The sequence below is a fragment of the Bacillus sp. FSL E2-8900 genome (genome assembly GCF_037966225.1).
Lineage (GTDB): Bacteria > Bacillota > Bacilli > Bacillales > Bacillaceae_G > Bacillus_A > Bacillus_A cereus.
The window spans coordinates 3,442,516-3,467,834 of the sequence record NZ_CP150193.1; the positions used below are offsets into that span (position 1 = coordinate 3,442,516).

Consider the following 25,319-nt stretch of genomic DNA (forward strand, 5'->3'; position numbering starts at 1 on the left):
TTTAGTGGCAATACTATTCCACTCTGTAAGAATACACGTTCTTATTTTATATCTTTTCTCAACATTTTCGCAAATATTAATTTTCAGATTAAAAATAAAAAGCTCACCAAAAAAGATACTCATCATTTTATATGCAATTTTGCATCTCCACTTACAAATCACTAAAAAAACTTTACAATTCAAAGGATGACTAAATATACAATTTCTATTTAAAGTCTTAATACAGTCTGTACTATCAACCGCAATATTTTTTCAACCTTAAGAATACTTACACTCTTTAACACTTTCCTTATAAACATGATTTTTATAAGGAAATCTGATACAATTCTTAAATAATATTATTATGTATAGATATAACGAACATAGTGCATAATTAAAGAAGGTGATTTCATTGAAATTAAATAAAAATTTACAATTATGTATATTAATCGGAACATTAATATGCTATTCAATCTATTTTATGTTTTTCTATCTATTCCCTACTCATTTTTCAAATTCAGATGTACGCTTCGCTTCACTTGTCGTTGAAGCCATTACATTTGTATCACTGATTTACTCTATATATTCTAAAAAAGTCAGTTCAAATCCGTTTTGGATATGTATTACAATAGCAATTGGTAGTTTTTTATTAGGGAAAATAGTATATACATATCAAGATAGCTTCTTCGAAATTCCAATACATCGTTTTACGGTTTCTGATGTATTTTACATGTTTTTTCTATTTTTCTGTCTTATCGCTTTCTGCTATAAAATCTTAAAGGAATGCAATAAATGGGAAAAAGCGTTCTTTATTTGTGATATATGCATAGTGCTTACTTCCATATTTACATTAGAATGGTATTTATTTAATCAACCAAATTTAAATATATTCGCTCTTTCACTAGGAGATGTTTTCCTTTCATTTTTATACCCAATTGCAGATTTATTATTTCTACTGCTAGGTGTTAGTCTCATTTTCCGTCCAACAATTTTTAATTCCAAACGGAAAATTTATATCTTTATTTTTGTATTAATAAGTTCTGCAACTTTTAACTATATTTATTTTTACTTAAATAACCACTTATCAACTGAAACGATAATATTATTACGTCTTTTATATAGAATACCTATATTACTTATTGCAATAGCTGGCTCTATTTCAGAAGATCATAATAGCCATAAAAATTATTTCCTTGTAAACCCTATAATAGGAAAAAAAGCTTTAGTTGTATTTCCCTATCTTGCTGTTGCAATACTAATCGGGTTTACATTAAAAGAACAAACATCATCTTCAACTCTCATTACAGGAAATTGTATTACTTTTATTTTCGTACTCATTCGTCATTCTATCGTACGTATGCAAAACAATTCCTTAACAAAACGTTTGCAGGCATTTAATGCCCAACTAGAAGAAAAAGTTACTTTACGGACGTCTGATCTAGTTCATAAATCAGAGGCTCTTTCTCAAAAACAGCAAAAGTTTAAATCATTATATGAATATCATCCTGACCCTATCTTCACCATTGATTTAAATGGAATATTCTTAAATGTAAATAAGGCTGGGAGTGTACTACTTGGGGCACCAACGGATGAGTTACTAGGTGAAACTTGTTTTTCGATCATTTTAGATGAAGATAAGCATAAGCTAGCATTGGCATTAGAAAAAGTGAAACAACAAGAATCGGCATTCTTACAACTTAGTTCTCAATATAAAGATGGCTTTACTTATTTTTTATACGTTACAATCATTCCTATTATAATAGACGGACAAATTTCAGGAAGCTATATTATGGTGAAAGATATTACTGCACTAAAAAAACAGCAAGAAGAAATAAAATATTTAGCATTCCATGACACTGTAACGAAAATTGGTAACCGTGCCTTTTTCCATAAGAAATTAAAGAGAGTTATAAAAAATGCTGAAATAACAGAAAGCGAGTTTGCATTATTATATTTAGATTTAGATCGCTTTAAAGCAATTAACGATACACTTGGACATTCATCAGGAGATTACATATTAGAAGAAGTAGCAAAGCGATTCCAATCATGTCTTCCATCACATACTCATCTTTCAAGAATCGGTGGCGATGAATTTACAATCATAATTGAAAACTATACTGACGAAGATTACTTATTCCAATTATGTAACCAATTATTTAAATGCATGAAAAAGTCATTTATCATACATGAGCATAAATTAACTTTATCACTGAGTATCGGCATCGCTATTTATCCACATTCCGGAATCGATACCGCTACACTTCTGAAAAACGCTAATGTTGCAATGTATGATGCAAAAGCAAAAGAACTTAACTCTGTATCTATTTATGACGATGTAATCGCTAAAAAAATTGAAAGACGATTGCGATTAGAAAAAGATTTACCAAACGCACTACAAAATGAAGAATTGTTCCTTTTGTATCAACCTCAAGTTGATAGTGAATCTAATAAAATTATCGGTGCAGAAGCTTTAATTAGGTGGAATCATCCTGAATTAGGTATTATTTCTCCATACGAGTTTATTCCGATTGCAGAAGAAACACTACAAATTATTTCAATAGGTAAATGGACATTAGAGCAGGCTTGTAAACAAATGAAACGTTGGCATGCACTCGGATATTCACATTTAAAAATAGGTGTAAATTTATCTGCTAAGGAATTTGAACAAGAGGATTTTGTAAAATCTATTTCTTCTACTTTAACAAATACAGGTTTACCAGCAAGCTCTCTTGATCTTGAATTAACAGAGCGAATTGCAATGATGGATGAGCGAGAAACATTGATAAAACTGCGTACACTAAAAAGTTTAGGGATTCACATTTCTATCGACGATTTTGGTACAGGTTATTCTTCGCTAGCCTACTTACCTTTGTATCCAATTGATACGTTAAAAATCCCGAGAGAATTTATTACAATGTCTGAAACATGTGATGATGGAATGGAAATTATTAAAACGATCATCACATTAGCAAATACATTAGGAATGTCTGTCATTGCTGAAGGTGTAGAAACGAAAGAGCACGTAAATTTCCTTCAAAAAAATAAATGTCAGTTTATTCAAGGTTATTATTACAGTAAACCTATCCATATTCATGCATTTACTGAGCTATTAGAAAAAGGCATTCACCCATAGTACATAACTAATTAGAACAAATATAGCAAAAAGGAAAGAAGATACCTTCTTTCCTTTTGTTTTTCTATTTACATTTCTATTACTTCACCACTTCATTTATTATATCTATTATTTGATGAATTCCCTCATCATTTGTTTTCTTATATCCATTCATGTTTTGAATATATTTCTCCTTATTTGTATACAACTTATTTACTGCATGTATAAATGTATTCGTACTTACTCTGTCTTGGAGTATAACTTCCGCATATCCTTGCCGTGAAAAATATTCAGCATTTAAAACTTGATCTCCCCTACTGGAACTGTTAGTTAACGGGATAAGCAACATCGGTTTCTTCAAAAATAACAATTCAGAAATAGCAGTAGAACCGGCTCTAGAAACTACAACACTTGCCATATTTAGTATATGCGGCAACTCGTCGCCTATATATTCAAATTGCATATATCCCTCCATGCCAATAGATGGGTCTACCTTCCCTTTACCACATATATGAATAATATTAAAGTTTAATAGTATTGTATCTACACATTCCCTTACCATATCATTTATCCACTTAGCACCCTGACTCCCACCCATAATTAATAATACTGGTTTATCTTGCTGAAATTCACAATATCTTCTTCCTCGTAATACGTTACCCTTCTCAATTTCTTCCCTTACAATTGGTCCTACATAAACCTTCTTCTCATTACTTACATTTTCTCCTGTCTGAGGAAATGTTGTGCATAGCTTTGTAGCAAAAGGTAATGCTATTTTATTGGCAAGCCCTAATGTGCTATCTGGTTCACGTATAATTATAGGCACACGATTTAACCATGCTCCTATAGCTACAGGAACTGAAACAAATCCTCCTGCTGAAAAGATAACGTCAGGCTTTGTTTTCTTAATTAAATTATAACTTTGTAAACAACCGCGTATAATTTTAAAAGGATCTTTAAAATTCTCCCAATCCCAATATCTCCTAAGCTTTCCCGTTGAAACACTATTGTATTTAACATTTTGCACTAATGATTTTTCAATTCCATTTTTGGATCCAATATACTCGACTCTCCAGCCTTTCTCTATAAATTTAGGAATTAATACAATATTAATCATAACGTGTCCGGCTGTACCGCCCCCAGTAAAAAGAATCGTTTTGCTCATAACTTATACCCACCTTTATTATTAAAAATCTAGCTTTCTCTTTACCTTTTAAATGTAAATAAACTTATTATTTTTTATATAAATCTTTAACTCCACCTCTATATCTTGTAAAAGATCGTTAATGAGTTCATAAAAATCATTTCCATACTCACTACACTCGTATTGAGCAAAGATTTGAATCACATACCTAGTTTCCGTCTCTAATGCTGACTTTATTTGATTAACCCTTTTTTCTTCTACATACGCTTGATATTTATGTATTGCCTCATACAGACGCAATACATGCGCTTCTTCATCTCTCCAATCCAACGTATCAACAATTGAAAGAAATAGCGTATTTTGATTATCTATTATTTCATAATCATTCATATATTTCTTACACCCTTTTTTGTTTTTCATTGCATGCAGATGTCACTACACTTCGCATACTCAAGTACATCTTTTAATGATTGATGAAATTCAATTTCTGGGATCCAACCTAACCTTTTTATTTCCTCTATTGCTAAACTCTCATTTGAGTCGCTCCCACTTTTCCCTGTTTCCTCTATAAAAAAATTTAGCTGTGTTAATTCTTTATATTGTTCTAGTACATTTAATAAAGATTGTTTTACTCCTGATCCGATATTATATTGTTTTCCATTTATTCCATCTCGTAATAACACATGATACGCTTTAATCGCATCACGTACATCTAGAAAATCTCTACTATCTTTCAAACTGTTTACTTCAATAATGGCTTTACTTCTACCTGATTCTATATCTATCATTTTCTTTGCGAGAATCGAACAAATGCCATTCGATTCCCCTGGACCAATTAAGTTTGAGGGCTTTGCAATGATAATATTTGAATCCATTAATCCTCCCCAAGCCTCTGCGATAATGACTTGCATCGTTTTACTTAAACTATATGGATTTGAAATTTTTATTTCGTTCATACTATCTGCTTGCAAAGCAGATCCTATAACTAATGTTCTACAATGCGAGGCTTCTTGCTTAATTGCTTCTAATAAATATAACGTTCCTATTACATTAATCTCTATATACTCAAGAGCAGCTGTCCAAGATTCTATAACCGAATTCCTTCCTGCTAAATGCAATACGTAGTCTGGCTTTATTTGTTTCATTACCTTCATTACTTCGCTCTTATTAGTTAAATTACACGTAATACCATTTCTAATTTTTTCTCTATGTGCACGATTTTGAAACATAGGAATTACATGAAAGCCCTGCTCTAAAAAATAGTGGCAAGCATGGCGTCCTGTGAAACCATTTGCACCAGTTATTAAAAGGCTCGCATTTTTTTTCATCGCAAAAACCCTCCTTTTAATAGCATTTGTTTCACCTCATGTTTTGCAAGCAAGTCTTGTTGAGAACTAAAACTCTTCACATCCACTAGCGGATAGCTAGAATAATATTCTTGAAGTCCTTCGATAGGAATCGTCGGTAGTACCACAAAATAATTTTGATCAAAACTTATACTTGTTTTACTCTCTACCTCAGATAGAAGCATTTCACTTAATTTTTCACCCGGTCTTATCCCTACCTCTTTCACCTTAATATTTTCTTTTTTTGAATCTTCAATTAATATTTCTGCTAAATCTGTTATTTTACATGCCGGCATTTTCATAACAAAGATTTCCCCGCCTCTACCTTGATATACTGCTTTAAATAACAATCCAACAGCATCTTCAACTGTTAAGAAAAATCTAGTCATATTCGCATCGGTAATCCCTACTGGTGAAGATCTTTTAATTTGTTGTTTAAAAAGTGGTACTACACTTCCACTCGTTCCCAAAACATTTCCACCACGAACACAAATGAATTTTGTTTTCTTCGTTTGTATATTCGCATGAACCATTAATTTTTCACCAATTGCTTTTGTCATCCCATACGTATTTGATGGATCGGCTGCTTTATCCGTTGAAACATATATAACTTTTTCAACTTGCATCTGTATAGAGGCTTCAATTACATTTTGCGTACCATGTATATTGGTTTTTATAGCTTCATAAGGATAATACTCACATACTGGAACATGTTTTAAAGCTGCAAGATGGAACACATAATGTACACCTTGGCAAGCATAGACTAGTTGATCTTTATCACGAATATCTCCAATAATAAATTTTAACCTATCATCATTTATATACTTTTGCTGCATTTCAAACTGAACCGTTTCATTTCTTGAAAAAATTCTAATTTCTTTCGGTGATTTTTCTAATAATTGTTTTATAAGTTCATGCCCCCACGAACCTGTCCCACCAGTAATTAAAATTATTTTATTTAACATTCTTTTTCCTCCTACGAAACATCTCAATTTAAATAATATTTATTGAATTATTTTCAATTGATTCAAATCATAATCGTCGTTTGTTACATTTAATTGACAAAATAAAAAAACAGAAACTATTAAACATAGTTTCTGTTTTTCATTTCACCTCACAACAGTAAGATTTTTTATACTGTTTGCATGATAAATAAATTCCTTGTAAAAAAACACCGCTCATTTATTTCTTATACTCGTAATAAAATAAATAGAATGATTCATAGCCAATAATCATGTTTAAATTTATGAAAAAGGGAGGTAACGGAATGGACCGAAGCAATTCAAATCATACATATAACGGACCTTCCAAAGCACTGCCTCTCTCCCTATTCGACGTAAAAAATGAATTAAAACAAAAAAGCAAGCTTATTCCTTCTGACACCATGTATAAATTAACGAAAGAAGAACAACTCATCATCAACAAAATAAAAATACAAACAGAACAGCTAAATAAAAATAATGTTACAAGAACACGCGCATACTACCAATTTTACATTCAATATCCAGAAATACATTGGGCACTGCTTGGACATATGGTATCACGTAACGGCGGTTGGAATATGACTGATTTAAAGGGGGATTTATATACGAGAATTTTATCAGAGAAAGATCAATTCATATTTTTTTCTTTTTTAGAAAGAGGGAATTGGCTTATTTTCCAAGATGTATACCCTCAATTTTTACTTTACGAACAAAGTGTAAAGAGATCACAAAAGTTATTTCACCTTCTTTCTCACCTAAATGTTTCTACATTTATGGAAACGATGTGGAACCATTTTTGGAAAACAGGTAACAAAAAAACTTTAGCGATTGCAACTATTATTAATGAACAAAACTACTTAGAAAAAAGAGTGATTCAAAATGTACAATTTAAAAAGACTGTACTAAATAGTATTGGATTTAAACTCTTTGATTTCTTTCAGTTTAATCATATTCTTTTCCCATTCTACGAAAATGATAAGAAACAAAAAGTATTACTATTTGGTGATACAATGAAACATTTCACTTCCTTACATGAACGGATATTAATCGGAAAAAGATTGTACTCATTATTATTTCGAGATACACATGTTTTATCTCAAATAATAAGCTGGGCTCAACACCATCCACATACAGGATCTAGGAAAGATTACTGGCCCCATTTATTTTCAAGTGTAAATGAATCTTTTTCCCGTGAGTTTTATAAGCGCCGAATTAAGAAATGCCAGTTACGAAATGGCGCTTATCGTATATACAGCCCTGCACTCATCTATGCATGGCGAGATATGAAGCATGAAGAAGTTGACAGTGAAGATTGGTTTACCGATTGGCAAGTTGTAAATTACTTAGTTGATAAGGAGGAAAATATAAATGGACAAATTACAGAAGACTACTGCAAAACACTCGAAAAAATTGAAATCGCCATTCTCGCAAAGAAAAATGTCCTCCTCCGAGAAGAAGAATGAGTTTCTAGCATTAGTAGTTACAATCTTTCTCTCTTCTATTATTGCAACTTGCTTAGATGCCTTTTTTGTTCATAAACAAATATATTCCTTTCCGGCTAGGCCCTTCTCATCCACATTTTCGGTTAATATAGCTTTTACATTGTTCGTACTGCCGATTTTAACAGTTATCTTTATACACATTTCAAAAAAATTATCTAAAGTTTCTAGAATTTCATTTATTATTTCAATCGGTATTTGTGCTAGCCTTTTTGAACAGATTGCTGAAAGTTTAGGTTTATTTGTACATAGTGCGAATTGGAACCATACATATTCTTTATTTGGTTATATAATTTTTCATTCTTTTATTTGGAACGTATATAATTGGATAAAAAAATAAAGAGACCATTATAGGTCTCTTCTTACGCATACTCTTCCGTTATTACTAATGGTGTCAATGTTTGAAGGCTTTTAGAGCGTAAACGATAGGCAACGACTTTCTTCTTATATTGCTTAATGACATCAACATGTTCCTCATAGCTATATAGCGAAAATTTAATCTCTTTACTCCCTTTCTTCGTATCAATGACTATTGGTGTCCCTTCTCCGTGCGGCGGGAAATAATGTTTATCTAAAAACAACGCCTCATTAAATTCATGAATAACTTGTAGTTTCATTTCTCCCTCTATATTTTTTCCATCTATCGATATAGAAGTATTTTCCGCCTCAAGCTTTTGATGCAATTCAAATCTACTAATAATTGATTCTACAACAGAAGTGGGCATGCTAGAAACTAATACTTTAATAGCTCCAAAAACAAATAATGTAACTATAAACCATGTTGTCATTGTTATCATCTCCATTACATTTAAAAAATAAATTTCGTTCCATACGGTATTAGTATACTAATAAGTATTCCAGTTACAATCATCGTTACCGAACCGATAGTCGCTTCTTTCTCGCCTTCTTTCACTAAACGACTCACACCGATAATATGTGATGCACAGCCCATTCCAACTCCTTTTCCAATCGTACTTGTTATACGGAAAAACTTAAGTACTGTTGGTCCGATCATAGCACCTGTTATTCCTGCAACAACTACAAAACTAGAAGTCATAGATGGAATACCACCAATTTGATCCGCTAATGATAGGGCAATAGGCATCGTTGCTAACTGTGGTAAAGTAGTTAATATAAGTTCCTTATCTATATTTAAAATTCCGCCAATCACTACATTCATACTCGTTACAGCCACTATACCTATCACTACTCCAATAAGTATCGATAAAAAATTTTTCATAAGTATCTTTCGCTCTTTAAATAGAGGTATGGCTAATGCTACAATTGCAGGGCTCAATAAGCTTGAAAGAATGTCTCCTCCATTTTCCCTATACTCATGATGAGAAATACCAAAAATGAAAAATAAACAAATCATAATTGCCGTAACTGTTAACACCGGTAACGTAAATGCAAACGTAAATTTTTCATATAGCTTTGTCGCCAAGAAATAAATTGCTACAGTAATAATAATTAAGACCATTTGAATCGTGCACCTTGTCGATTTTATTTTTTTGTTGTTATTAATAATTGACTTATATACCCTGAAACAATCAAAGTTACTACAGTACTTGCAACTACTAAAAGGAATATAATACTCCCCTTACTGAAAAGAAAAGACCCGTATTCCATCAGCCCTGTTGTCGAAGGGATTAAAAATAACGGTAAAAATACGATTAACTTTTCCGCACCTAACTCAAACCATTTTAACGGTAAAATGCGAGTGGAAAGGAGCAGGAACAGCATTAACATCCCTATTAAACTTCCTGGCATTGATAGATGGAATACTCCTTGAATCCACGTACCCACTAGGCTAAATACATATAGCACGCCTACTTGAAGTAAAAGCGTCACGTACTTCATTTCTTTCCCTCATTTCACTATCACACATCCATATTATGAAATCTCATGTAGCGTGTCGGCAAACCGTTTAATTCCAAGTTGAATTTGTTCTATATTCGCTCTACCAAACGTAAATCGTATATATTCATTTTTCGAACCTAAAACACTGCCCGGAACAAATGCGACACCATTCCGTATAGATTCACCTAATAAGTGATATTCATCAAACTTTCCTTTCACTTTACACCATACATGTATTCCACCCTCTGGCACGAAACATTCAACTCGGTCTCCCAATGTTCCTTCAAGCTCTGCAATTAATTCATCTCTTCTTTGCTTCAATTGTCCACGAAGTATCGTAATATGTGTATGAAAATCCTTTGATTCTAAAAATTGATTTGCTACCCACTGCGTAAATACACTATGGCCAAAATCAACTTGTTGCTTTGCATCTGCTAAACGCTCAATTACACGTGTAGGACCAATTATCCATCCAATACGTAATCCTGATGCAACAATTTTTGATAATGAACTTATATAAAGAACATTTCCATTTTGGTCCATTGATTTTAATGTCGGGTTCACTTCTCCATTAAAAGAAATTAAACTATACGGATCATCTTCTACAATTGGTATACCGAACTCAGAAGACAGTTCTAAAATTTTTTTACGTCTCGCTAATGAAAGCACAGTACCTGTTGGATTTTGATAATCTGGATTCAAAAATACCATACGAATGCGATGCTTTTTGTGCAAATCTATTAAGTCATCTGGATTCATTCCATGCTCATCAACAGGTAAATGAAATATGTTTAAACCGGCCGATTTAAACATTGGAAGCGAAAAACAATATGACGGATCTTCAATCGCAATCGCATCGCCAGGTTTTAATAAACATTGAACGATAAGATTAAGCGCCTGTTGTGCTCCTGACGTAATAAGAATAGAGCTTGAATCTGCTTCAATTTGTTTATATTGCTGAACATGTGCTGCAATTGTTTTTCTCAACATCTCATTTCCAAGTGGATGGTCATAGCCGAGGTTTTCCATAAATGTTTTCTCCGACAAAATTGTTCGAAATCTATCACTTGGAATTAATTCTGGTGACAGTTCACCACTTGCTAAATTAATTAAATCATCTTTTTGTGTTTCCGTTCGAATTTGTTGAACGAGTGGTACGTTAGGTAAGAACGATCCATCCTCCACGTACCTACCCCAGTTCGGTATTCGTTTATGTGAGACACCCCATATATCTGTATTGACCCGTGTTCCGCTTCCCTTTTGTCGTTCTACTACTCCAAGTGATTTTAATTCTTCATACGCAGCTACTATTGTACTCCGGTTCACCTGTAATTTCTTTGCTAACATACGCTCAGAAGGTAACTTACTATCAGAAGGAAATTCACCTGAAGAAATGCCTCTTTCAATATAATCCGCAATTTGTTTATATACAGGTGTCTTATCTGCACGATTTGGTTTCCATTCCATCTAGTTTCCTCCTTTCAAAACGAACTATCCTCATTTTTTACTAACAGTATTCACCGTAAAAATAGTATTAATTAGTCACATTTTCTTATCCGTAAATGGATATATCCAAAATGGTTCTCTTTCTGATTACTCAATAGCTTCTGAAATTCCAACTTCATACTCTCATTTCAATTCTTTTACAAACTATTAAATCATTACCGCGTACCATGTTACCCCGGCCAGTAGAACAAAAAGAAGAAGAATATAGATTGCAGATAAGTTTTTCACATTTCTTTTTGTAGACTTACCGTAATTCTCCTCCACGTTTCTTGCAACTAGTACAGTCCCAAATAGCGATACAATTACAATAATAACGACTAGTGAAATTGCAAAACTCATTGTCTTTTCACCTCTCTAAGACCCATCTATTTTAATTAAAGAACTTACATAAAAACCTTCCTCTTTAAAACGTCGATAACATACTACCTTTCTTCTCTTATCATAATAGATGTTTACAAAAAGCGGACCAACCACTTTCATGTTTTTTTGCTCATCCACTTAAAAAATAAAAAGCAACTGATCACTTAGGACCAGTTGCTTTTTTCACACGATAATTTTTCATTTAAAATTAATTCGATTTAAAAGTTTCGCCTTTTCATAATGAAACATCGACTGAGATAACTCAAAAATTGTTCCATTTACAAGATACACTGTATTTTCAATAAGAAGCGCCGGATCACCTTCATTTAATTCTAAAAGCTGTGCATTTTCTTTATTTACTTTTTCACAACTAATAACTTTATCAGCAAAACCAATATTTAATCGTAAATCTTCAATGAAATAACTGTATACAGAGCTTAATGCTATTTCTTCGTTCAAATATGGAATAATATCCTTTTTGAAATAACTTACTTCAATAGAGAATGGTTTAGCATCTACAATTCTTAAGCGCTTCAAAAAATACAACCTAGTTCCAGCTTCGCATTGCATCCGCTTTGCTATCTCTTCGTCCGCATCTATTACTTCCAGCTCTAACACTTTCGTTTCAATATTTTGTGAAACAAGATTTTTCGTTAATCCACGTAAACTTCCTAAATTAATGTAATCTGTTACAGAAGTTTCGCGTAAAAACATGCCACTACCTTGCACTTGAAAAATATAACCTCTATTCACAAGCTGACTAATTACTTTACGTATCGTATTACGGCTTACTTCAAATCGATTCATCAACGCTTCTTCTGTAGGTAGTTTTTTCGTTTCATTAAAAAGCCCATCTCGAATGTTTTGCTCTAACACATCTGCAATTTGTTTATACTTTGCACTCATACACTTTCTCCTAAAATACGCTTTTATCTGTTATAACTCTTCCCCTCTCGTTTCGACCACACGTTTATACCAATGAAACGAAAGTTTCTTCTTACGTTTTAAGTTATCATTATGATCGACAAAAATAAAGCCATATTGCTTTTTATATCCATTTAACCAACTTAAAAGATCAATCACTGACCATGCATAATAACCTTTTAAGTTAATTCCCTCTTCAATTGCACGCTTCATTACTTTTAAATGCGCTTCAATAAATTTAATTCTCGGAACATCTACAATTTCTCCGTCAATGATTGGATCTTCATCACCAAGTCCATTTTCCGTTACATACATCTTTATGTCACCGTAACGCGCTTTCAACATATGCAATCCCTCTAAGAAACCTTCGGGAGATATTTCCCATCCCCATTTTGTATATGTTTTATCATCCATTTTAACTGTTCGATAAAAACCATCAAAAGAAGGGTTACCTGGAGCAAGCGTTGAGTTTTCTCGAGAATGTTCCTCACTCTTTATATCCATATCGTATCTTTCTACTCGTATTGGTTGATAATAATTCAAGCCAATAAAATCATTTTCTTCTGCATTTTGTTTAATGATTTCTAATTCTTCAACCGTCCAATTAGGAGTCCATCCTTTTTCCTTTAATTGTTGTACAACATAAGACGGATACTCGCCTTTTAAAATTGGATCATAATACCAATACGTTTCATATTCATTCGCATGATTTGCTGCTTGTATATTTTCTTTTTGATCATCCACACTATAAGCTGGTAAGAAAACATGTGTAATCCCAATCTCACCATATTGTTTCAGCTGCTTGTACACCGCAACTGTTTTCGCGTGTGCATAAAATACATAATGAGTCGCTTGAAAATACTTTGGAACATCATTTTGTATTCCTGGTGGATGTGCACCTTTTAAATAACCTAATCCACAAAACATTACGGTCTCATTAAAAGTAATCCAATGCTTAACTCTGTCACCAAATGCCTTAAAACAAGTTTCTGCATATTTTACGAAAGCCTCTGCTGTTCTTTTATTCGTCCATCCACCATCTTTTTCTAACGGTAATGGTAAATCCCAATGATATAAAGTGACAAACGGCACAATCCCGTATTTTAAACATTCATCAATTAAGTTGTTATAAAATTCAATCCCTTTTTCATTTACCTTTCCATCTCCAGTCGGCAATATTCTCGCCCAAGAAATAGAAAAACGATACGATTCTAATCCCATCTCAGCCATTAAGCGAACATCTTCCTTATATCGATGATAATGATCAACAGCTATATCACCATTTGTTCCATTGTATGTTTTGCCAGGAATTTTTGAAAACTCGTCCCAATTCGTAACACCTTTTCCATCTTCATTCCATGCACCTTCTACTTGATAAGAAGCTGAAGCAGCTCCGAATAAAAAATCATGTGGAAACTTCATAGTATATACCTCCATTTCATTACAACAAATCAAATTCAATCATACATATAAAATTTATAGGTACAAATTTTATATGTATGATTATATCTTATGTTTTTATTTTTTTCTATTATAAAAGTACAATTTATATTGTTGGTTATTGGAAAAGAAATAAGAAGCGATATATTTTATCGCTTCTCACTCTCACCATCTTTATTCTTTTATTAATGACTTATTCGCTCTTATAACTTCTTGATACAATAATGGTGACCACTTTTCATTTATGTAGTCTTGAATTACCCAGCCTACTCTCGCAGGATTCTTTTGTTTTATATGGTTTGCAATTTCAGGATTTATATAAGAGGCATAGTAATATGGACTATTCCATGCTGTACCACCAGAAGACAAGCTTGTAAAATTTATATATAGATGATTTAAATCCTCGCTATTGTTCATCGTTTCATTCATTGTATCTTTAATAGATTTTACTTTCTCATCATAACTCACTTTATATTTATCTTGTACTGTTACATTTACATTTTGATTTACAGTTGTGGTAAACGTCTCATTATCTGGCCAATAAAAATTATTATATCCTCCAGATTCATTACTACCACTATATCTTTTTAGTAGTACAATTTTCCCACGAGCATCTCCAAGTTTTATATTTCCTTCTGTTTTTAAAAAGATAGGATCAACAAAATAATTTTTTTCAAACGTACTACTAAATGAATCTTCTGCCCCTTTCATATCCTCATACTCTTTTTTTAAAGACATAATAATCGTTTCACTCGGGTTATCTCTTAAAAATTGTTTCGCTTCGTTTATGAATTCATGCAGTGTTACATAAAGATATAATGGCCCATGATGAAGAACTATCGTATTATCATCTGTTAAACGTCCTCTTATATCAAAAATGCGAGCTCCATGGTCCATTTGATAGCGAAAATCATATTCTTGCGTCATTCCCCATACTTGCTTAATCGGATTTTGCAACTTGAACGTCCCACTATCGTGTGTTCCTGGAATTGAAATTCGTGCTAACGGGATATTATCAGGTATAGGTTGCATCCATTTCGACCAATTTTCAAGCTCATTAACAGAGCTAGCTGCAACTACTTGCTTATCATGTAAAGCAAATACAAATGTGATAAATATTGTACTACATATGAATAATTTCAAAATTAACTTCTTATTGCTCATTATTATCCCTCTCTTTTTCTGTTTTTATATCAAACTTATTGAATATAATATAAGCTAGTTCAGAAAAAATAAATAACATTTCATCAATATGAAATATTGCATAGAAGTAAAGTTAAAAAATCATTCACATATACTAAATTAGAAAAATTTAAAGGAACTTCATCTGAAGTTCCTTTTACTTATTTTATGTTCAATACGTATGAACCATCTGTATTCTCATATTTATAGACGTATAAATAATATTTACCTGGCTTTGCATTATAAGTTCCTTTAACTACATTGCCTTCATTTTCACCATATGCTACATAGTTATTTAAATCTGATTCATGATGAAGTACCCATGTCATTCCGATATTTTGTTCATTTAGTAGAGAAATATTAATATTTTCCGGCGAGTCAATTTGGAAAGTAAATACATCTACTCTATCACTATTATGTAGCATTCCTTTCACCGGTGTATGAAAGTTAACTTTATTTGCCTGTCTAGGCTCATTATTTGGTTCATTTTCTGTTACTTGTAATTCATTCCCACCGTTTGGTTTTCTTTGTTCATAGCCTAAGTTTACTAGTATAGACTTCAAATCTGGTAAAACACCAATTTTATCTGCATATGGATCTTTAGATTTTGTTCCTGTGCTCTGGTTGCTTAATATTGCTCTTAGTTCACTAGGTCTATATGGTTGTCCTAAATTTTCTTTAGCAATGCTTTGTACTAAAGTCGCTGCCCCAGCAATAATTGGCGAAGCACTAGATGTTCCGCTAAAGCTTGAAGTATAAAGATTTACAGCACTTCTACTTTGTTCAGCTGTAGTTGTATCTACATTTTCTCCCCATCCGTACACATCAATACGGCTTCCATAATTCGAAAACCACATACGTTCATGAGGGAAAGATGAAGAGCCAGCGCCTACCATAATTGCACCCGAATCTTTAAAATCTTTACTATTACGATTTAAGACTTGCTTACCTTTTCTATCTTTGAACTGGTCTAAATCATTCCACCCATTTGCTCCAGCCTCTATAATTACAATCCCTTTATCTGTACCAGCACGAATTGCATCAAAGATATCTGGTTGTACTTCAACAGGTAAATATTTATCACCATATCCATCGAAAGATGCTTGCGCCTCTAACAATAAAACATCCCCAGCTTCTAACTGATTTACAGCGCTTAATATTGCATCAGCCGTATTATACTGTCCGTTATCTCTTATTTGAGAGATAACCTTTGCTTTCGCTTTTGGCGCAATCCCAATATTCCCGACTTCATTGTCCTCAGAGGATACAATTCCTAGTACAGACGTCCCATGACCGACATGCTGATCTATATTTCTTCCAGACATTAATTCAATATTTTGATGTAATAAATCCTCATGATTTAATAGCCATCCGTATTCCATATCAACAAAAGTGATACCATTTCCATTACCGCCTTGAATTTCCCAGGCGAAAGGCGCATTAATACCGTATGGGGCCGCTTCAAGATAACCTTGCTTTTTAAATCTAGGATTGTTACTAGGATTAAGAGCTACACTTGATGATTGCACTTCAGGTGGCATTATTTTCTCTTTTCTCTTCATATATGCATCTTCTATTAAAGAAGATGCCTTTAACTTATCTACTATTTCTTCTTCATACCCACTATTTTGATTTTGAAGAATATAGTAGTTTAATAAACTTGTAGATACATGATTAGGTGCTTTCACTTCAAGGTTTTGTATTTGTTCCGGGCTTACAGATGTGAATAAACGAGTAAATGTTACATCTGGATATTCTGTCAAAAGATCTTTTATTACTTTATCATTCGTTTGAGATTGTATTTGTTTTTCAATACCATCTTCATATGGCAAATCCAAATCCGCTTTAAATTTTACAATGATTTGCTTATCTGTTTCTTGTTCTATCCCTGATTTAATCTGCTGTTCTATAGAATCAGCATGTACACTATTGATAGTACCTCCTGTTCCTAAAAGTGCTGTAATGATTACAGTTGACGCACACATTTTTTGAAATATTTTCATTCCATTAATCCTCCTATTAATAATTAATTATTATATTAATCTATAATGATTTTATTTCTATAACGTATTCCCTTTCTACTAAATAGATTATAGTAATCAGAAATATGAACTTCAATGTATTTTCATATGCAATATTTCATATTCGGACTCTACACTACACGAATATGAAACTTATAGTGATTATTTATTTTATATGTGCTAATATACTTACATTAATATATTACGCATATACACATTCCAAACTACATTACTTAATAGTTTCACCTTAATTTTTTCTTAGGAGGATTTACAATGAAATTACTAAAACTAAAACATATAATCCCTTTATCTGCAGCTGCAATTACATTCGTATGTAGTCAAAGCACAGCTGAAGCTTCTACCATTCATACAGTAAAAAAGAACGATACACTTTGGGGCATTAGTAAACAATACGGAGTTTCAATACAATCCATTAAACAGGCTAATAATAAAGGAAACGATCAAACCTTTATTGGCGAACAGTTACATATTCCAGGGTCCGTGAAATCAAATGAAATCACTGTCCCTCAAAACGCCAAGCCAGCGAACATTTCTGGACAAATTATTTATCAAGTACAACCGGGAGATTCATTAGAAACGATAGCAAGGCGTTACAATGTCACTGTCCAATCTATAAAACAAATGAACAATACAGTCGGAAACAAGCTTTATACAGGACAACATTTAAAAATCAACTCAAGCATTTCACAAAAAGAAAAAAACTTAATGGCACGCTTAGTTACTGCTGAAGCAGGTGGCGAATCGTATAAAGGAAAAGTAGCAGTAGCGAAAGTTATACTAAATCGTGTAAATGCAAAAGGTTTTCCAAATACAATAACAGGCGTTATTTATGAACCTATTAAATACGGATATGCATTTACTCCTGTTACAGATGGAAGAATTAATCAGCCTGCAAGCGCAGAAGCAAAAATGGCTGTAGAAGAGGCTATCTCCACAAATGGAGTACATTCTGACTGGCTTTATTTCTACAATCCAAAAACATCAACAGACAAGTGGATTACGACACGTCAAACAGTAGCAGTAATTGGTAACCATGTGTTTGCTAAATAAGATTTAAAATCATTAACAGACCTCTTCACTTAAAAGGTCTGTTTTTTTCTATGTAAGATGTTATTAATCATATGACATAGTTATTTTTCAAACTATTTTTTCTTTCAAATAAAAATTTTTGTATTTACTCCACCACTCGTAGAAATTAATAAAGCATCAAGTTCAAAAACTCCCACTTTATTAATAAAAGCTATTTCTTAACTTCATAAAATTGTTATACACTAGAAAAATAAAAAACAAACTATTCGTTAGCAGGTGGAAGAATATGTATGATGTTACGATTATCGGCGCTGGAGTAAGTAGCATTTTTATGGCTTATTCACTAGCTAAAAGTAACAAAAAAGTTTTAATTCTTGATAAAGGTAAAGCGCTAGAAGATCGCCATTGTCCTTTAGACGAAGGAAAAGTGTGTAATTGTACTACATGTGATAAATATTTCGGGTTTGGTGGTTTAGGCAAATCTGAAGGGAAATTTAATTATACAAACGGATTTGGCGGAGAACTTGAGAAAAAAGTCGGTAAAGAGGGTTTTATACAACTCATGGCTGAAGTAGATGAAATTCTATGTCAGTTTGGTGGAAGTTCGGTTTCAAAATATTCTACTGAAAATTCAAGTCTCACTAAGAGAGCTGAAGCGTGTGGTTTACAAATGCTAACAACAGAAGTAAGACATCTTGGTACTACACTTTCCAGTAACATTTTTCAGCAGCTCTATGAATTTTTACTGACGAAAATAAAGATCCAATTTCATATAGATGTACAACATATTCTGAAACAGGAAGATCATTTTACAATAGAGACAAATCAAGGAACAGTTCAAACTAAGCAACTAGTATTAGCAACTGGGCGCTCTGGAGCCGATTGGTTAAAAGAAATGTGCAGTTCCCTAAATATTTCTCAGGAGCAAACACGTGTAGATTTAGGAATTAGAGTAGAAATGAAAGAACATCAATTACGCTCTATATTAAAAGATACTTTTGAAACAAAACTTTCTTATCAAGGTGAGCATTTCATAGCAACTACTTACTGTATGAATCCAAAAGGACTCATCATTCGAAAGTACGAAGAAGGTTTAGTTATGCCTGACGGTCAAAATTTTCGAGAGCAAGGAACTGGCACTTCTAACTTAAATTTCACTTTATTTATTCCTCGCTATTTTCCAACTCTCAAAGAAGCAAATGTATACGCAAGTTCAATTATTCAAGGCATTAACCAAGGACGAGATCGGATTGTTATACAGCGCTTAGAGGACTTACTAAAGAAACAACCTACGGTGGAAAACAGCATGGAACATAATCGTATACAACCTACACTACAGGGAGATTATGGAGATTTGAATCAAGAAATTCCTCAATTATATATTGAAGGGCTAAAAGAATTTTTATTAGGTTTAGAACAATTTATACAAGAGCCTATCGATCAACATACTTTACTATATGGAATTGATGGAAAGTTCTATGCTCCTACGATAAAAATTAATAATCATTTTGAAACTAGTGTACATGGGCTATTTTTAATTGGAGATTGTTCAGGCGTTACGCATTCATTATCTCAAGCAGCTGCAAGTGGTCTGTATGTTGGAAAGTACTTATCTGACATTTAATTTTTATCATTAAGATGTCAATCAAATATTTTCAATTTCAAAATACTTTACTTATATAGTAAAAGTATATTAATAAGTCTCCTACCCTTCACGGCTAATGATTAACAGACAAAAGATTTTGATTTTACAAAATACATATGTAATATAACTGTATATTTAAAACGATTGACATTCAATTCTAATAAATTGAATGTCAACCGTTTTAAAAGTCTCTATCCATTTTCACTTTTATTTGTTCGATATTTTGTAACATCATCATAGTGTTTAATATGGTAGGATGTCTATAAGTCAATTTCACTACAACTATGACTTGTTCTGCCCGTTTCTCAAAAAGAGTTATATTTATGCTACTACGCTTTAAAAATCCCCATTGTATATATATGAATACTTCAAATTATTCCCTTTAGAAAACAAAGTCTAAATGGTTCATTACACTCTAATAGTTATAAAAATATAATATATAACTTTAGTTAAATAAATTATATAAAGAAGGTGTAAAAATGAAGAACAAAATAAATTTACAAATGCAAAATATAAGTTTTGTTATAATAATGGCTTTAGCGGTATGGTTAAAAACATATCTTATTACGCGATTCAGTTTTGATTTAAAAATCGAGTCTTCAACGCAAGAGCTCATTTTGTTTATTAGCCCTCTAGCCGCATCATTAGCATTTGTTGGATTAGCATTATTTGCAACTGGTGAAAAGCGAAATTATATAGCGCTCTGTATTAATTTCTTATTAACAATCGTGCTTGTTGGAAATGTAATGTTCTATGATTTTTATAGTGATTTCGTTACATTACCAGTACTTGGACAAACCTCAAACTTCGGCCAATTAGGCGGCAGTATTATAGAAATATTAAACTACAAAATTATACTCGCATTCGTAGACATTGTTTTCTTCTTTATTTTATTAAAAAAGAAATCATTGGTCTTTAAAACAGAACGTGTAACTCATTCTACGCGCTTGTTATACTTTCTTTTAACGATTGGTGTATTCTTTGCGAATCTACATCTTGCAGAAAAAGAGCGCCCTGAATTATTAACAAGATCATTCGACCGAGTCATGCTTGTCAAAAATTTAGGCTTATATACTCACCAAGTATATGACTTAACACTGCAAGTAAAAGCTGGGTCACAAAAAGCACTTGCTGATAGTAGTAAATTACAAGAAACTGAAAACTACGTAAAAGCAAATCAAAGCGAGCCAAACCCTAATATGTTTGGTGCAGCGAAAGGAAAAAACGTAATTGTCGTCACTCTTGAATCCTTGCAGACCTTCTTAATAGGCGCATCAGTGAACGGGCAAGAAGTTACACCATTCCTAAATGAATTCATAAATGAAAGTTATTACTTTGATAACTTTTTCCATCAAACTGGTCAAGGGAAAACATCTGATTCTGAATTTCTAATCGATACGTCGTTGTATCCATTAAATCGAGGAGCTGTATTCTTTACACACGGTAACAATGATTATACTGCAACTCCAGAAATTTTACGTCAGCAAGGTTATTTCACTTCTGTATTTCATGCGAATAACGCAACATTTTGGAATCGTAATATCATGTACTCTGCTCTTGGTTATGATCGTTACTATAATGAGCTTGATTACAAAATTACACCAGAAACAAATTTAAATTGGGGATTAAAAGATATCGAATACTTTGATCAATCAGTAGATATATTAAAAACTGTTAATCAACCATTCTATGCTCGTTTCCTTACTTTAACAAACCATTATCCATTTACGTATGATGAAGATACAAAATTCATTGAACCATACAACTCTGGTAATGGCGTATTTGATCGTTACATCGTAACAGCACGTTACTTAGACGAATCAATTAAAAAATTTATTGAACGTCTAAAGGCCGAGGGGCTTTACGATGATTCTATTATTGTGTTATACGGTGATCATTATGGTATTTCCGAAAAACATAATCGTGCAATGGCACAGTTTTTAGAAAAAGATCAAATAACAGAATTTGATACTTTAAATTTACAACGTACACCTTTATATATTCATATTCCTGGACAAACAGAAGGTCAAACTATTTCAAAGCCTACTGGACAAATCGATATGAAACCTACTATTCTAAATTTATTAGGTGTTGATTCTACGAATGATATTCGTTTTGGCCATGATATGTTTTCAGATGAATATACTGGCTTTGTTGTTTTACGTGATGGTAGCTTCGTTACAGATAAGTATGCATACAAAAACAACACTTTCTACGACCGTATAACAGGTGAAATTGTAGATTTACCAAAAAAAGAAGCTCAAGCCCTCATTAAACGTGCCCAAAATGAATTACGAATGTCTGACAAAATTATTGAAGGCGATTTATTACGCTTCTCAGAAAGCAATAAAATTAAAACTGGCGAAGTACAAACTAAAATTAAAGAAACAGAAAAATAATCTATATATGAAAAAGGAGCAACTTATTACAGTTGCTCCCTTTTACTTTTATTCTACGCTTGTTTCTAAAGCTACATCCGTATAGGTATTATCATTACCTATATTTAAAATTACTTCACATTGACGCAATCTCAATTCAAAGAGCATGATAGAATCATGATAGATTTCAGGATTTGATTTCATCTTATGTAATATCTCTTGTTTTTCTTGTATTTCTAAATGCGTGTTTTCTACAGCTTGCTTTAAAGAGTTAAATGGATTCCTAAAGAATATATTAATATCTCGCTCTTGTGTGTTTTCAAACAGCTCAAATTGCAAGAAAAATTTCTTCATAATAGAAGCCGTTACTTCAGTATAATCTTCATTTTCTACATACTGTTTGTATTTGTTATATAGCATAGATTTATTTTTAGGAAGAACTCCAAACAATTTACCGGCACTTTTCAGTAAAAATTGTGCTGGCGTAAATCGACGTAAAATATTTACTTCATCCATTTGTATTCTAGTCGTCATCCTGTCAGTATCTCTGCGCCAGTCATCAAGCACTTTAAAGTCACATTCTAACTGTATTCTATTTTCTCCAAATAGTGAATTAAGCCCTTCACTAAGTTCTTCTAAATACGTTTGACTTTGAAGAAGCTTATTATTAGAAGTTGCAATCCAATTTTGCATAGAAAGAGCCAGATTAGGTAACACAGTTTGTTCTAAATATTTATGCACTCTTTCATTCATTGCTTTATTTAGTTCCGTATCCATGTGCCCGAAATCACTTTCTTCACTAATTAAATTAGAACAGCTCTTTAATATCTTCGGAATATTTTCAGTAAGATCATTTGTAATTTCAGTCTTCATTGAACGATATGATTGTGTAATGAAATGAATTTTTTCCCTCTCAAATGTAGTAAGGTTATTAATGCTACCGTTTAGTTTCACTAGCATATCTTCATTCCAATTAATAGCATCCACCAGATTATTTTCTTTCTCAACACGTTTATCCAAAAGATATGTAATTGTTTTTCGAATGAAAAATAATAACTTTTCAGTACGTTCTGCATCGATATTTTTATGATTAAAGTTAAAATGAATAAACTCAGTTAAATCATTTAATTGTTGACTACTTGTATATAACGAGGAATAAGGGAAAATTCTCGCATACGGGAAATATGTGTTTATTCTCGTTGCCGTATCATGTAATACCCTTTTCACTTCTGCTTCACTGTAAATGTTATCGATTTTATTTAATAAGAAATGAATTTGTAAATTTGGCGTATGTTCTTGAATACTTAATAGAATGTCACGTTCTTTATCAGTAAAAGGTGAATCCGCATTCAATACGAACAGTAATTCGTCTACAGAATTTAAATATTCGAATATCTCATCTCTAGTGTCGTTATTCCTATTAAAGCCAGGTGTCACTACAAATGTAAGTTTATTTTCATTTAAAAATCTGCATGGTAATTTAAATTCAACACACGCTCTATCTCTATATGTTTGATGGTGCTGAGACATCATATTATGGTAATCAGAGACATCTTCCGTTGTTGTAATTGCTGAGTCTGTTATAGCGTTTATTTCTATATGAGCATCATTTTTTAAAACTACTACATTTGAAATTGATTTTTCTAATATATTTTCTCCTAATATAGAGTTAATAAATGTAGTTTTTCCGTTCCCTGAAGTTCCCGTTACTAAAATACGATTTGTTCTTAAATCTGCGAGCTCGTCAACTAACCATTTAAATCGGTGACCTATTTCTATATTCTGCTTTTGTGCCCACTGTGTAATAGATTCAAAAAGGTGTAAGCTGTACTCTAAGCCATTTACATGATTAATAGAATGTGACAGTAAGTTTTCCGCATGTTCTATATTTGCTGAATCTATTTTGGAAGGGAAAATCTCATCCCATGCCAATACAGCTGCAGATGGAAATACAGCATAAGATGGATTGACTACCTTTAACCAATTTGCTAACAGATTTGGTATGATATCGTTTAATTGTCTAAGCGTATATTGACCTTGAATTAATGCAAAGTACGTTTCTTCGTAAAGAGCAGAAACTTTGTTCCATATATCGGACGAATGTATTTCAATATGTAAGAAAAATTCATTTATTGTGTTAAGCCACAATAAGTAATTTTTTTCATTTTTATAACTGTTCCAGAGTGATGAAACCATTTGCGTAAATTGTACTTGATCTACATTATTTAATGTAGCTAATGCATCATAAAAATAGTCTGGTGAAATATGTTTAGTAAACCCTTTATCGATATATCCTTTTAACACCTCAAACCAAGGATACGATTCTATGCGAATTAACTCATTCACAGCAAGCTCTACTGCACTATCAAAATCTTGCTGTTCCTCATAAAAGGAACGGGCAATTTTTGTGACATTCGGATAATCAGGATTTAAAGAAACTGCTTCTTTAATAACACCGAAAGCTGAGTCAAAATTATTTTGCTCAATGTAAAGAGAAAGTAATTGTAGTCTAATTTCGGTCATCAATATTTTATTATCAGTAGTAATAGAAGTATAAATATTTTCAGCAAATGATAACTGATTCAGTTCGAAATAAGCATCCGCAATATTTTTTTGTGCCCATGGTGCTAATTCATTACTAACCTTCTCCCATTTAAAAATAGCTGCTTCAAAATCTTGATGACGATAATAAAATTCACCTTGTGCAAAACGAATATAAGACCCATCAGAAATCTCATTTTTTTCTTCGTTTACATAAGCTTGTCCAAGTACGTCAAGAGTTGGTTTTGTTTCATTCTCCATTAGGAATGTTTCATAATACATCTTTTTTATTAATTGTTTTTCTAATCTCATCTTTTCCCCCACTATATCTTGAAAATACATTTTTAAG

The 25,319-nt window shown here is 32.3% G+C and carries 20 protein-coding genes; 6 read left to right on the forward strand and 14 right to left on the reverse strand.

The window, feature by feature from the left end; translation table 11 throughout:
* Nucleotides 1–391: 391 nt before the first annotated feature.
* The gene (locus tag NST90_RS17550) at nt 392–3,112 is read left to right on the forward strand and encodes a bifunctional diguanylate cyclase/phosphodiesterase (RefSeq protein WP_025709007.1); all 2,721 of its coding nucleotides are present in this window, start codon (nt 392–394) and stop codon (nt 3,110–3,112) included.
* A 79-nt stretch (nt 3,113–3,191) separates the two neighbouring features.
* Here the strand turns inward: NST90_RS17550 and NST90_RS17555 are convergent, their stop codons facing one another.
* From NST90_RS17555 to NST90_RS17570, 4 genes are read right to left on the reverse strand one after another with little or no spacing between them, the layout of a single operon-like run.
* Nucleotides 3,192–4,256 carry an undecaprenyldiphospho-muramoylpentapeptide beta-N-acetylglucosaminyltransferase gene (locus NST90_RS17555; protein ID WP_000047564.1) on the reverse strand — a complete coding sequence of 355 codons (1,065 nt, stop codon included), beginning with the start codon at nt 4,254–4,256 and terminating at the stop codon, nt 3,192–3,194.
* 48 nt (nt 4,257–4,304) lie between these two features.
* Complete coding sequence (locus NST90_RS17560) at nt 4,305–4,655, reverse strand: DUF6572 domain-containing protein (RefSeq protein WP_015055176.1); 351 nt, start codon at nt 4,653–4,655, stop codon at nt 4,305–4,307.
* Complete coding sequence (locus tag NST90_RS17565) at nt 4,652–5,563, reverse strand: NAD-dependent epimerase/dehydratase family protein (RefSeq protein ID WP_000739075.1); 912 nt, start codon at nt 5,561–5,563, stop codon at nt 4,652–4,654. The genes NST90_RS17560 and NST90_RS17565 overlap by 4 nt, the downstream gene beginning before the upstream one ends.
* Nucleotides 5,560–6,546 (reverse strand): UDP-N-acetylglucosamine 4,6-dehydratase family protein, encoded by a 987-nt coding sequence (locus NST90_RS17570; protein ID WP_025709010.1) that lies wholly within the window; start codon nt 6,544–6,546, stop codon nt 5,560–5,562. The genes NST90_RS17565 and NST90_RS17570 overlap by 4 nt, the downstream gene beginning before the upstream one ends.
* 302 nt (nt 6,547–6,848) lie before the next feature.
* Here NST90_RS17570 and NST90_RS17575 point away from each other — a divergent pair, with 302 nt between their 5' ends.
* The gene (locus NST90_RS17575; protein ID WP_025709012.1) at nt 6,849–8,027 is read left to right on the forward strand and encodes a DUF2515 domain-containing protein; all 1,179 of its coding nucleotides are present in this window, start codon (nt 6,849–6,851) and stop codon (nt 8,025–8,027) included.
* Nucleotides 8,002–8,403 carry a CBO0543 family protein gene (locus NST90_RS17580; protein WP_033667178.1) on the forward strand — a complete coding sequence of 134 codons (402 nt, stop codon included), beginning with the start codon at nt 8,002–8,004 and terminating at the stop codon, nt 8,401–8,403. Before NST90_RS17575 ends, NST90_RS17580 begins: the two co-directional genes overlap by 26 nt.
* A 22-nt stretch (nt 8,404–8,425) precedes the next feature.
* On the opposite strand, the gene NST90_RS17585 is transcribed toward NST90_RS17580, so the two are convergent.
* The 9 genes from NST90_RS17585 to NST90_RS17625 all read right to left on the reverse strand — a co-directional run bounded on the left by NST90_RS17585 (nt 8,426) and on the right by NST90_RS17625 (nt 17,338).
* On the reverse strand, nt 8,426–8,851 hold the full coding sequence (locus NST90_RS17585) for a YfmQ family protein (protein WP_025709013.1): 426 nt from the start codon (nt 8,849–8,851) through the stop codon (nt 8,426–8,428).
* Nucleotides 8,852–8,871: 20 nt separating this feature from the next.
* Nucleotides 8,872–9,543 (reverse strand): LrgB family protein, encoded by a 672-nt coding sequence (locus NST90_RS17590; protein WP_025709015.1) that lies wholly within the window; start codon nt 9,541–9,543, stop codon nt 8,872–8,874.
* 23 nt (nt 9,544–9,566) lie between these two features.
* Nucleotides 9,567–9,923: a CidA/LrgA family holin-like protein gene (locus NST90_RS17595; RefSeq protein WP_000878492.1), complete on the reverse strand. Its 357-nt coding sequence runs from the start codon at nt 9,921–9,923 to the stop codon at nt 9,567–9,569.
* 33 nt (nt 9,924–9,956) lie between these two features.
* Nucleotides 9,957–11,390, reverse strand: a complete 1,434-nt coding sequence (locus NST90_RS17600) for a PLP-dependent aminotransferase family protein (protein ID WP_016123267.1) — start codon at nt 11,388–11,390, stop codon at nt 9,957–9,959.
* A 186-nt stretch (nt 11,391–11,576) separates the two neighbouring features.
* Nucleotides 11,577–11,768, reverse strand: coding sequence for a hypothetical protein (locus NST90_RS17605; protein ID WP_000006458.1), 192 nt, complete (start codon nt 11,766–11,768; stop codon nt 11,577–11,579).
* A 219-nt stretch (nt 11,769–11,987) separates the two neighbouring features.
* A complete protein-coding gene (locus NST90_RS17610; protein WP_001274912.1) occupies nt 11,988–12,695 on the reverse strand; it encodes a GntR family transcriptional regulator in 708 nt (235 codons plus the stop codon).
* Between the two features lie 30 nt (nt 12,696–12,725).
* The gene (locus NST90_RS17615) at nt 12,726–14,135 is read right to left on the reverse strand and encodes a glycoside hydrolase family 1 protein (RefSeq protein ID WP_025709019.1); all 1,410 of its coding nucleotides are present in this window, start codon (nt 14,133–14,135) and stop codon (nt 12,726–12,728) included.
* Between the two features lie 192 nt (nt 14,136–14,327).
* Complete coding sequence (gene plcA / locus NST90_RS17620) at nt 14,328–15,317, reverse strand: phosphatidylinositol diacylglycerol-lyase (protein WP_000066288.1); 990 nt, start codon at nt 15,315–15,317, stop codon at nt 14,328–14,330.
* 179 nt (nt 15,318–15,496) lie between these two features.
* The gene (locus NST90_RS17625; RefSeq protein ID WP_025709022.1) at nt 15,497–17,338 is read right to left on the reverse strand and encodes a S8 family serine peptidase; all 1,842 of its coding nucleotides are present in this window, start codon (nt 17,336–17,338) and stop codon (nt 15,497–15,499) included.
* Nucleotides 17,339–17,629: 291 nt separating this feature from the next.
* Here NST90_RS17625 and NST90_RS17630 point away from each other — a divergent pair, with 291 nt between their 5' ends.
* The 3 genes from NST90_RS17630 (at nt 17,630) to NST90_RS17640 (ending at nt 22,450) form a co-directional block, all read left to right on the forward strand.
* Nucleotides 17,630–18,427, forward strand: coding sequence for a cell wall hydrolase (locus tag NST90_RS17630; RefSeq protein WP_283748068.1), 798 nt, complete (start codon nt 17,630–17,632; stop codon nt 18,425–18,427).
* A 265-nt stretch (nt 18,428–18,692) separates the two neighbouring features.
* Nucleotides 18,693–20,030, forward strand: coding sequence for an NAD(P)-binding protein (locus NST90_RS17635; RefSeq protein WP_025709024.1), 1,338 nt, complete (start codon nt 18,693–18,695; stop codon nt 20,028–20,030).
* 500 nt (nt 20,031–20,530) lie between these two features.
* The gene (locus NST90_RS17640) at nt 20,531–22,450 is read left to right on the forward strand and encodes an LTA synthase family protein (protein WP_000791027.1); all 1,920 of its coding nucleotides are present in this window, start codon (nt 20,531–20,533) and stop codon (nt 22,448–22,450) included.
* Nucleotides 22,451–22,498: 48 nt separating this feature from the next.
* On the opposite strand, the gene NST90_RS17645 is transcribed toward NST90_RS17640, so the two are convergent.
* Nucleotides 22,499–25,282, reverse strand: coding sequence for a dynamin family protein (locus NST90_RS17645; protein ID WP_283748069.1), 2,784 nt, complete (start codon nt 25,280–25,282; stop codon nt 22,499–22,501).
* Nucleotides 25,283–25,319 lie beyond the last annotated feature (37 nt).

What these genes read in the sequence shown, in the direction of transcription:
- NST90_RS17555 (WP_000047564.1), bottom strand. Translation starts at nt 4,256, where the DNA reads ATGAGCAAAACGATTCTTTTTACTGGGGGCGGTACAGCCGGACACGTT.
- NST90_RS17560 (WP_015055176.1), bottom strand. Translation starts at nt 4,655, where the DNA reads ATGAAAAACAAAAAAGGGTGTAAGAAATATATGAATGATTATGAAATA.
- NST90_RS17565 (WP_000739075.1), bottom strand. Translation starts at nt 5,563, where the DNA reads ATGAAAAAAAATGCGAGCCTTTTAATAACTGGTGCAAATGGTTTCACA.
- NST90_RS17570 (WP_025709010.1), bottom strand. Translation starts at nt 6,546, where the DNA reads ATGTTAAATAAAATAATTTTAATTACTGGTGGGACAGGTTCGTGGGGG.
- NST90_RS17575 (WP_025709012.1), top strand. Translation starts at nt 6,849, where the DNA reads ATGGACCGAAGCAATTCAAATCATACATATAACGGACCTTCCAAAGCA.
- NST90_RS17580 (WP_033667178.1), top strand. Translation starts at nt 8,002, where the DNA reads ATGTCCTCCTCCGAGAAGAAGAATGAGTTTCTAGCATTAGTAGTTACA.
- NST90_RS17585 (WP_025709013.1), bottom strand. Translation starts at nt 8,851, where the DNA reads ATGACAACATGGTTTATAGTTACATTATTTGTTTTTGGAGCTATTAAA.
- NST90_RS17590 (WP_025709015.1), bottom strand. Translation starts at nt 9,543, where the DNA reads ATGGTCTTAATTATTATTACTGTAGCAATTTATTTCTTGGCGACAAAG.
- NST90_RS17595 (WP_000878492.1), bottom strand. Translation starts at nt 9,923, where the DNA reads ATGAAGTACGTGACGCTTTTACTTCAAGTAGGCGTGCTATATGTATTT.
- NST90_RS17600 (WP_016123267.1), bottom strand. Translation starts at nt 11,390, where the DNA reads ATGGAATGGAAACCAAATCGTGCAGATAAGACACCTGTATATAAACAA.
- NST90_RS17605 (WP_000006458.1), bottom strand. Translation starts at nt 11,768, where the DNA reads ATGAGTTTTGCAATTTCACTAGTCGTTATTATTGTAATTGTATCGCTA.
- NST90_RS17610 (WP_001274912.1), bottom strand. Translation starts at nt 12,695, where the DNA reads ATGAGTGCAAAGTATAAACAAATTGCAGATGTGTTAGAGCAAAACATT.
- NST90_RS17615 (WP_025709019.1), bottom strand. Translation starts at nt 14,135, where the DNA reads ATGAAGTTTCCACATGATTTTTTATTCGGAGCTGCTTCAGCTTCTTAT.
- plcA (WP_000066288.1), bottom strand. Translation starts at nt 15,317, where the DNA reads ATGAGCAATAAGAAGTTAATTTTGAAATTATTCATATGTAGTACAATA.
- NST90_RS17625 (WP_025709022.1), bottom strand. Translation starts at nt 17,338, where the DNA reads ATGAAAATATTTCAAAAAATGTGTGCGTCAACTGTAATCATTACAGCA.
- NST90_RS17630 (WP_283748068.1), top strand. Translation starts at nt 17,630, where the DNA reads ATGAAATTACTAAAACTAAAACATATAATCCCTTTATCTGCAGCTGCA.
- NST90_RS17635 (WP_025709024.1), top strand. Translation starts at nt 18,693, where the DNA reads ATGTATGATGTTACGATTATCGGCGCTGGAGTAAGTAGCATTTTTATG.
- NST90_RS17640 (WP_000791027.1), top strand. Translation starts at nt 20,531, where the DNA reads ATGAAGAACAAAATAAATTTACAAATGCAAAATATAAGTTTTGTTATA.
- NST90_RS17645 (WP_283748069.1), bottom strand. Translation starts at nt 25,282, where the DNA reads ATGAGATTAGAAAAACAATTAATAAAAAAGATGTATTATGAAACATTC.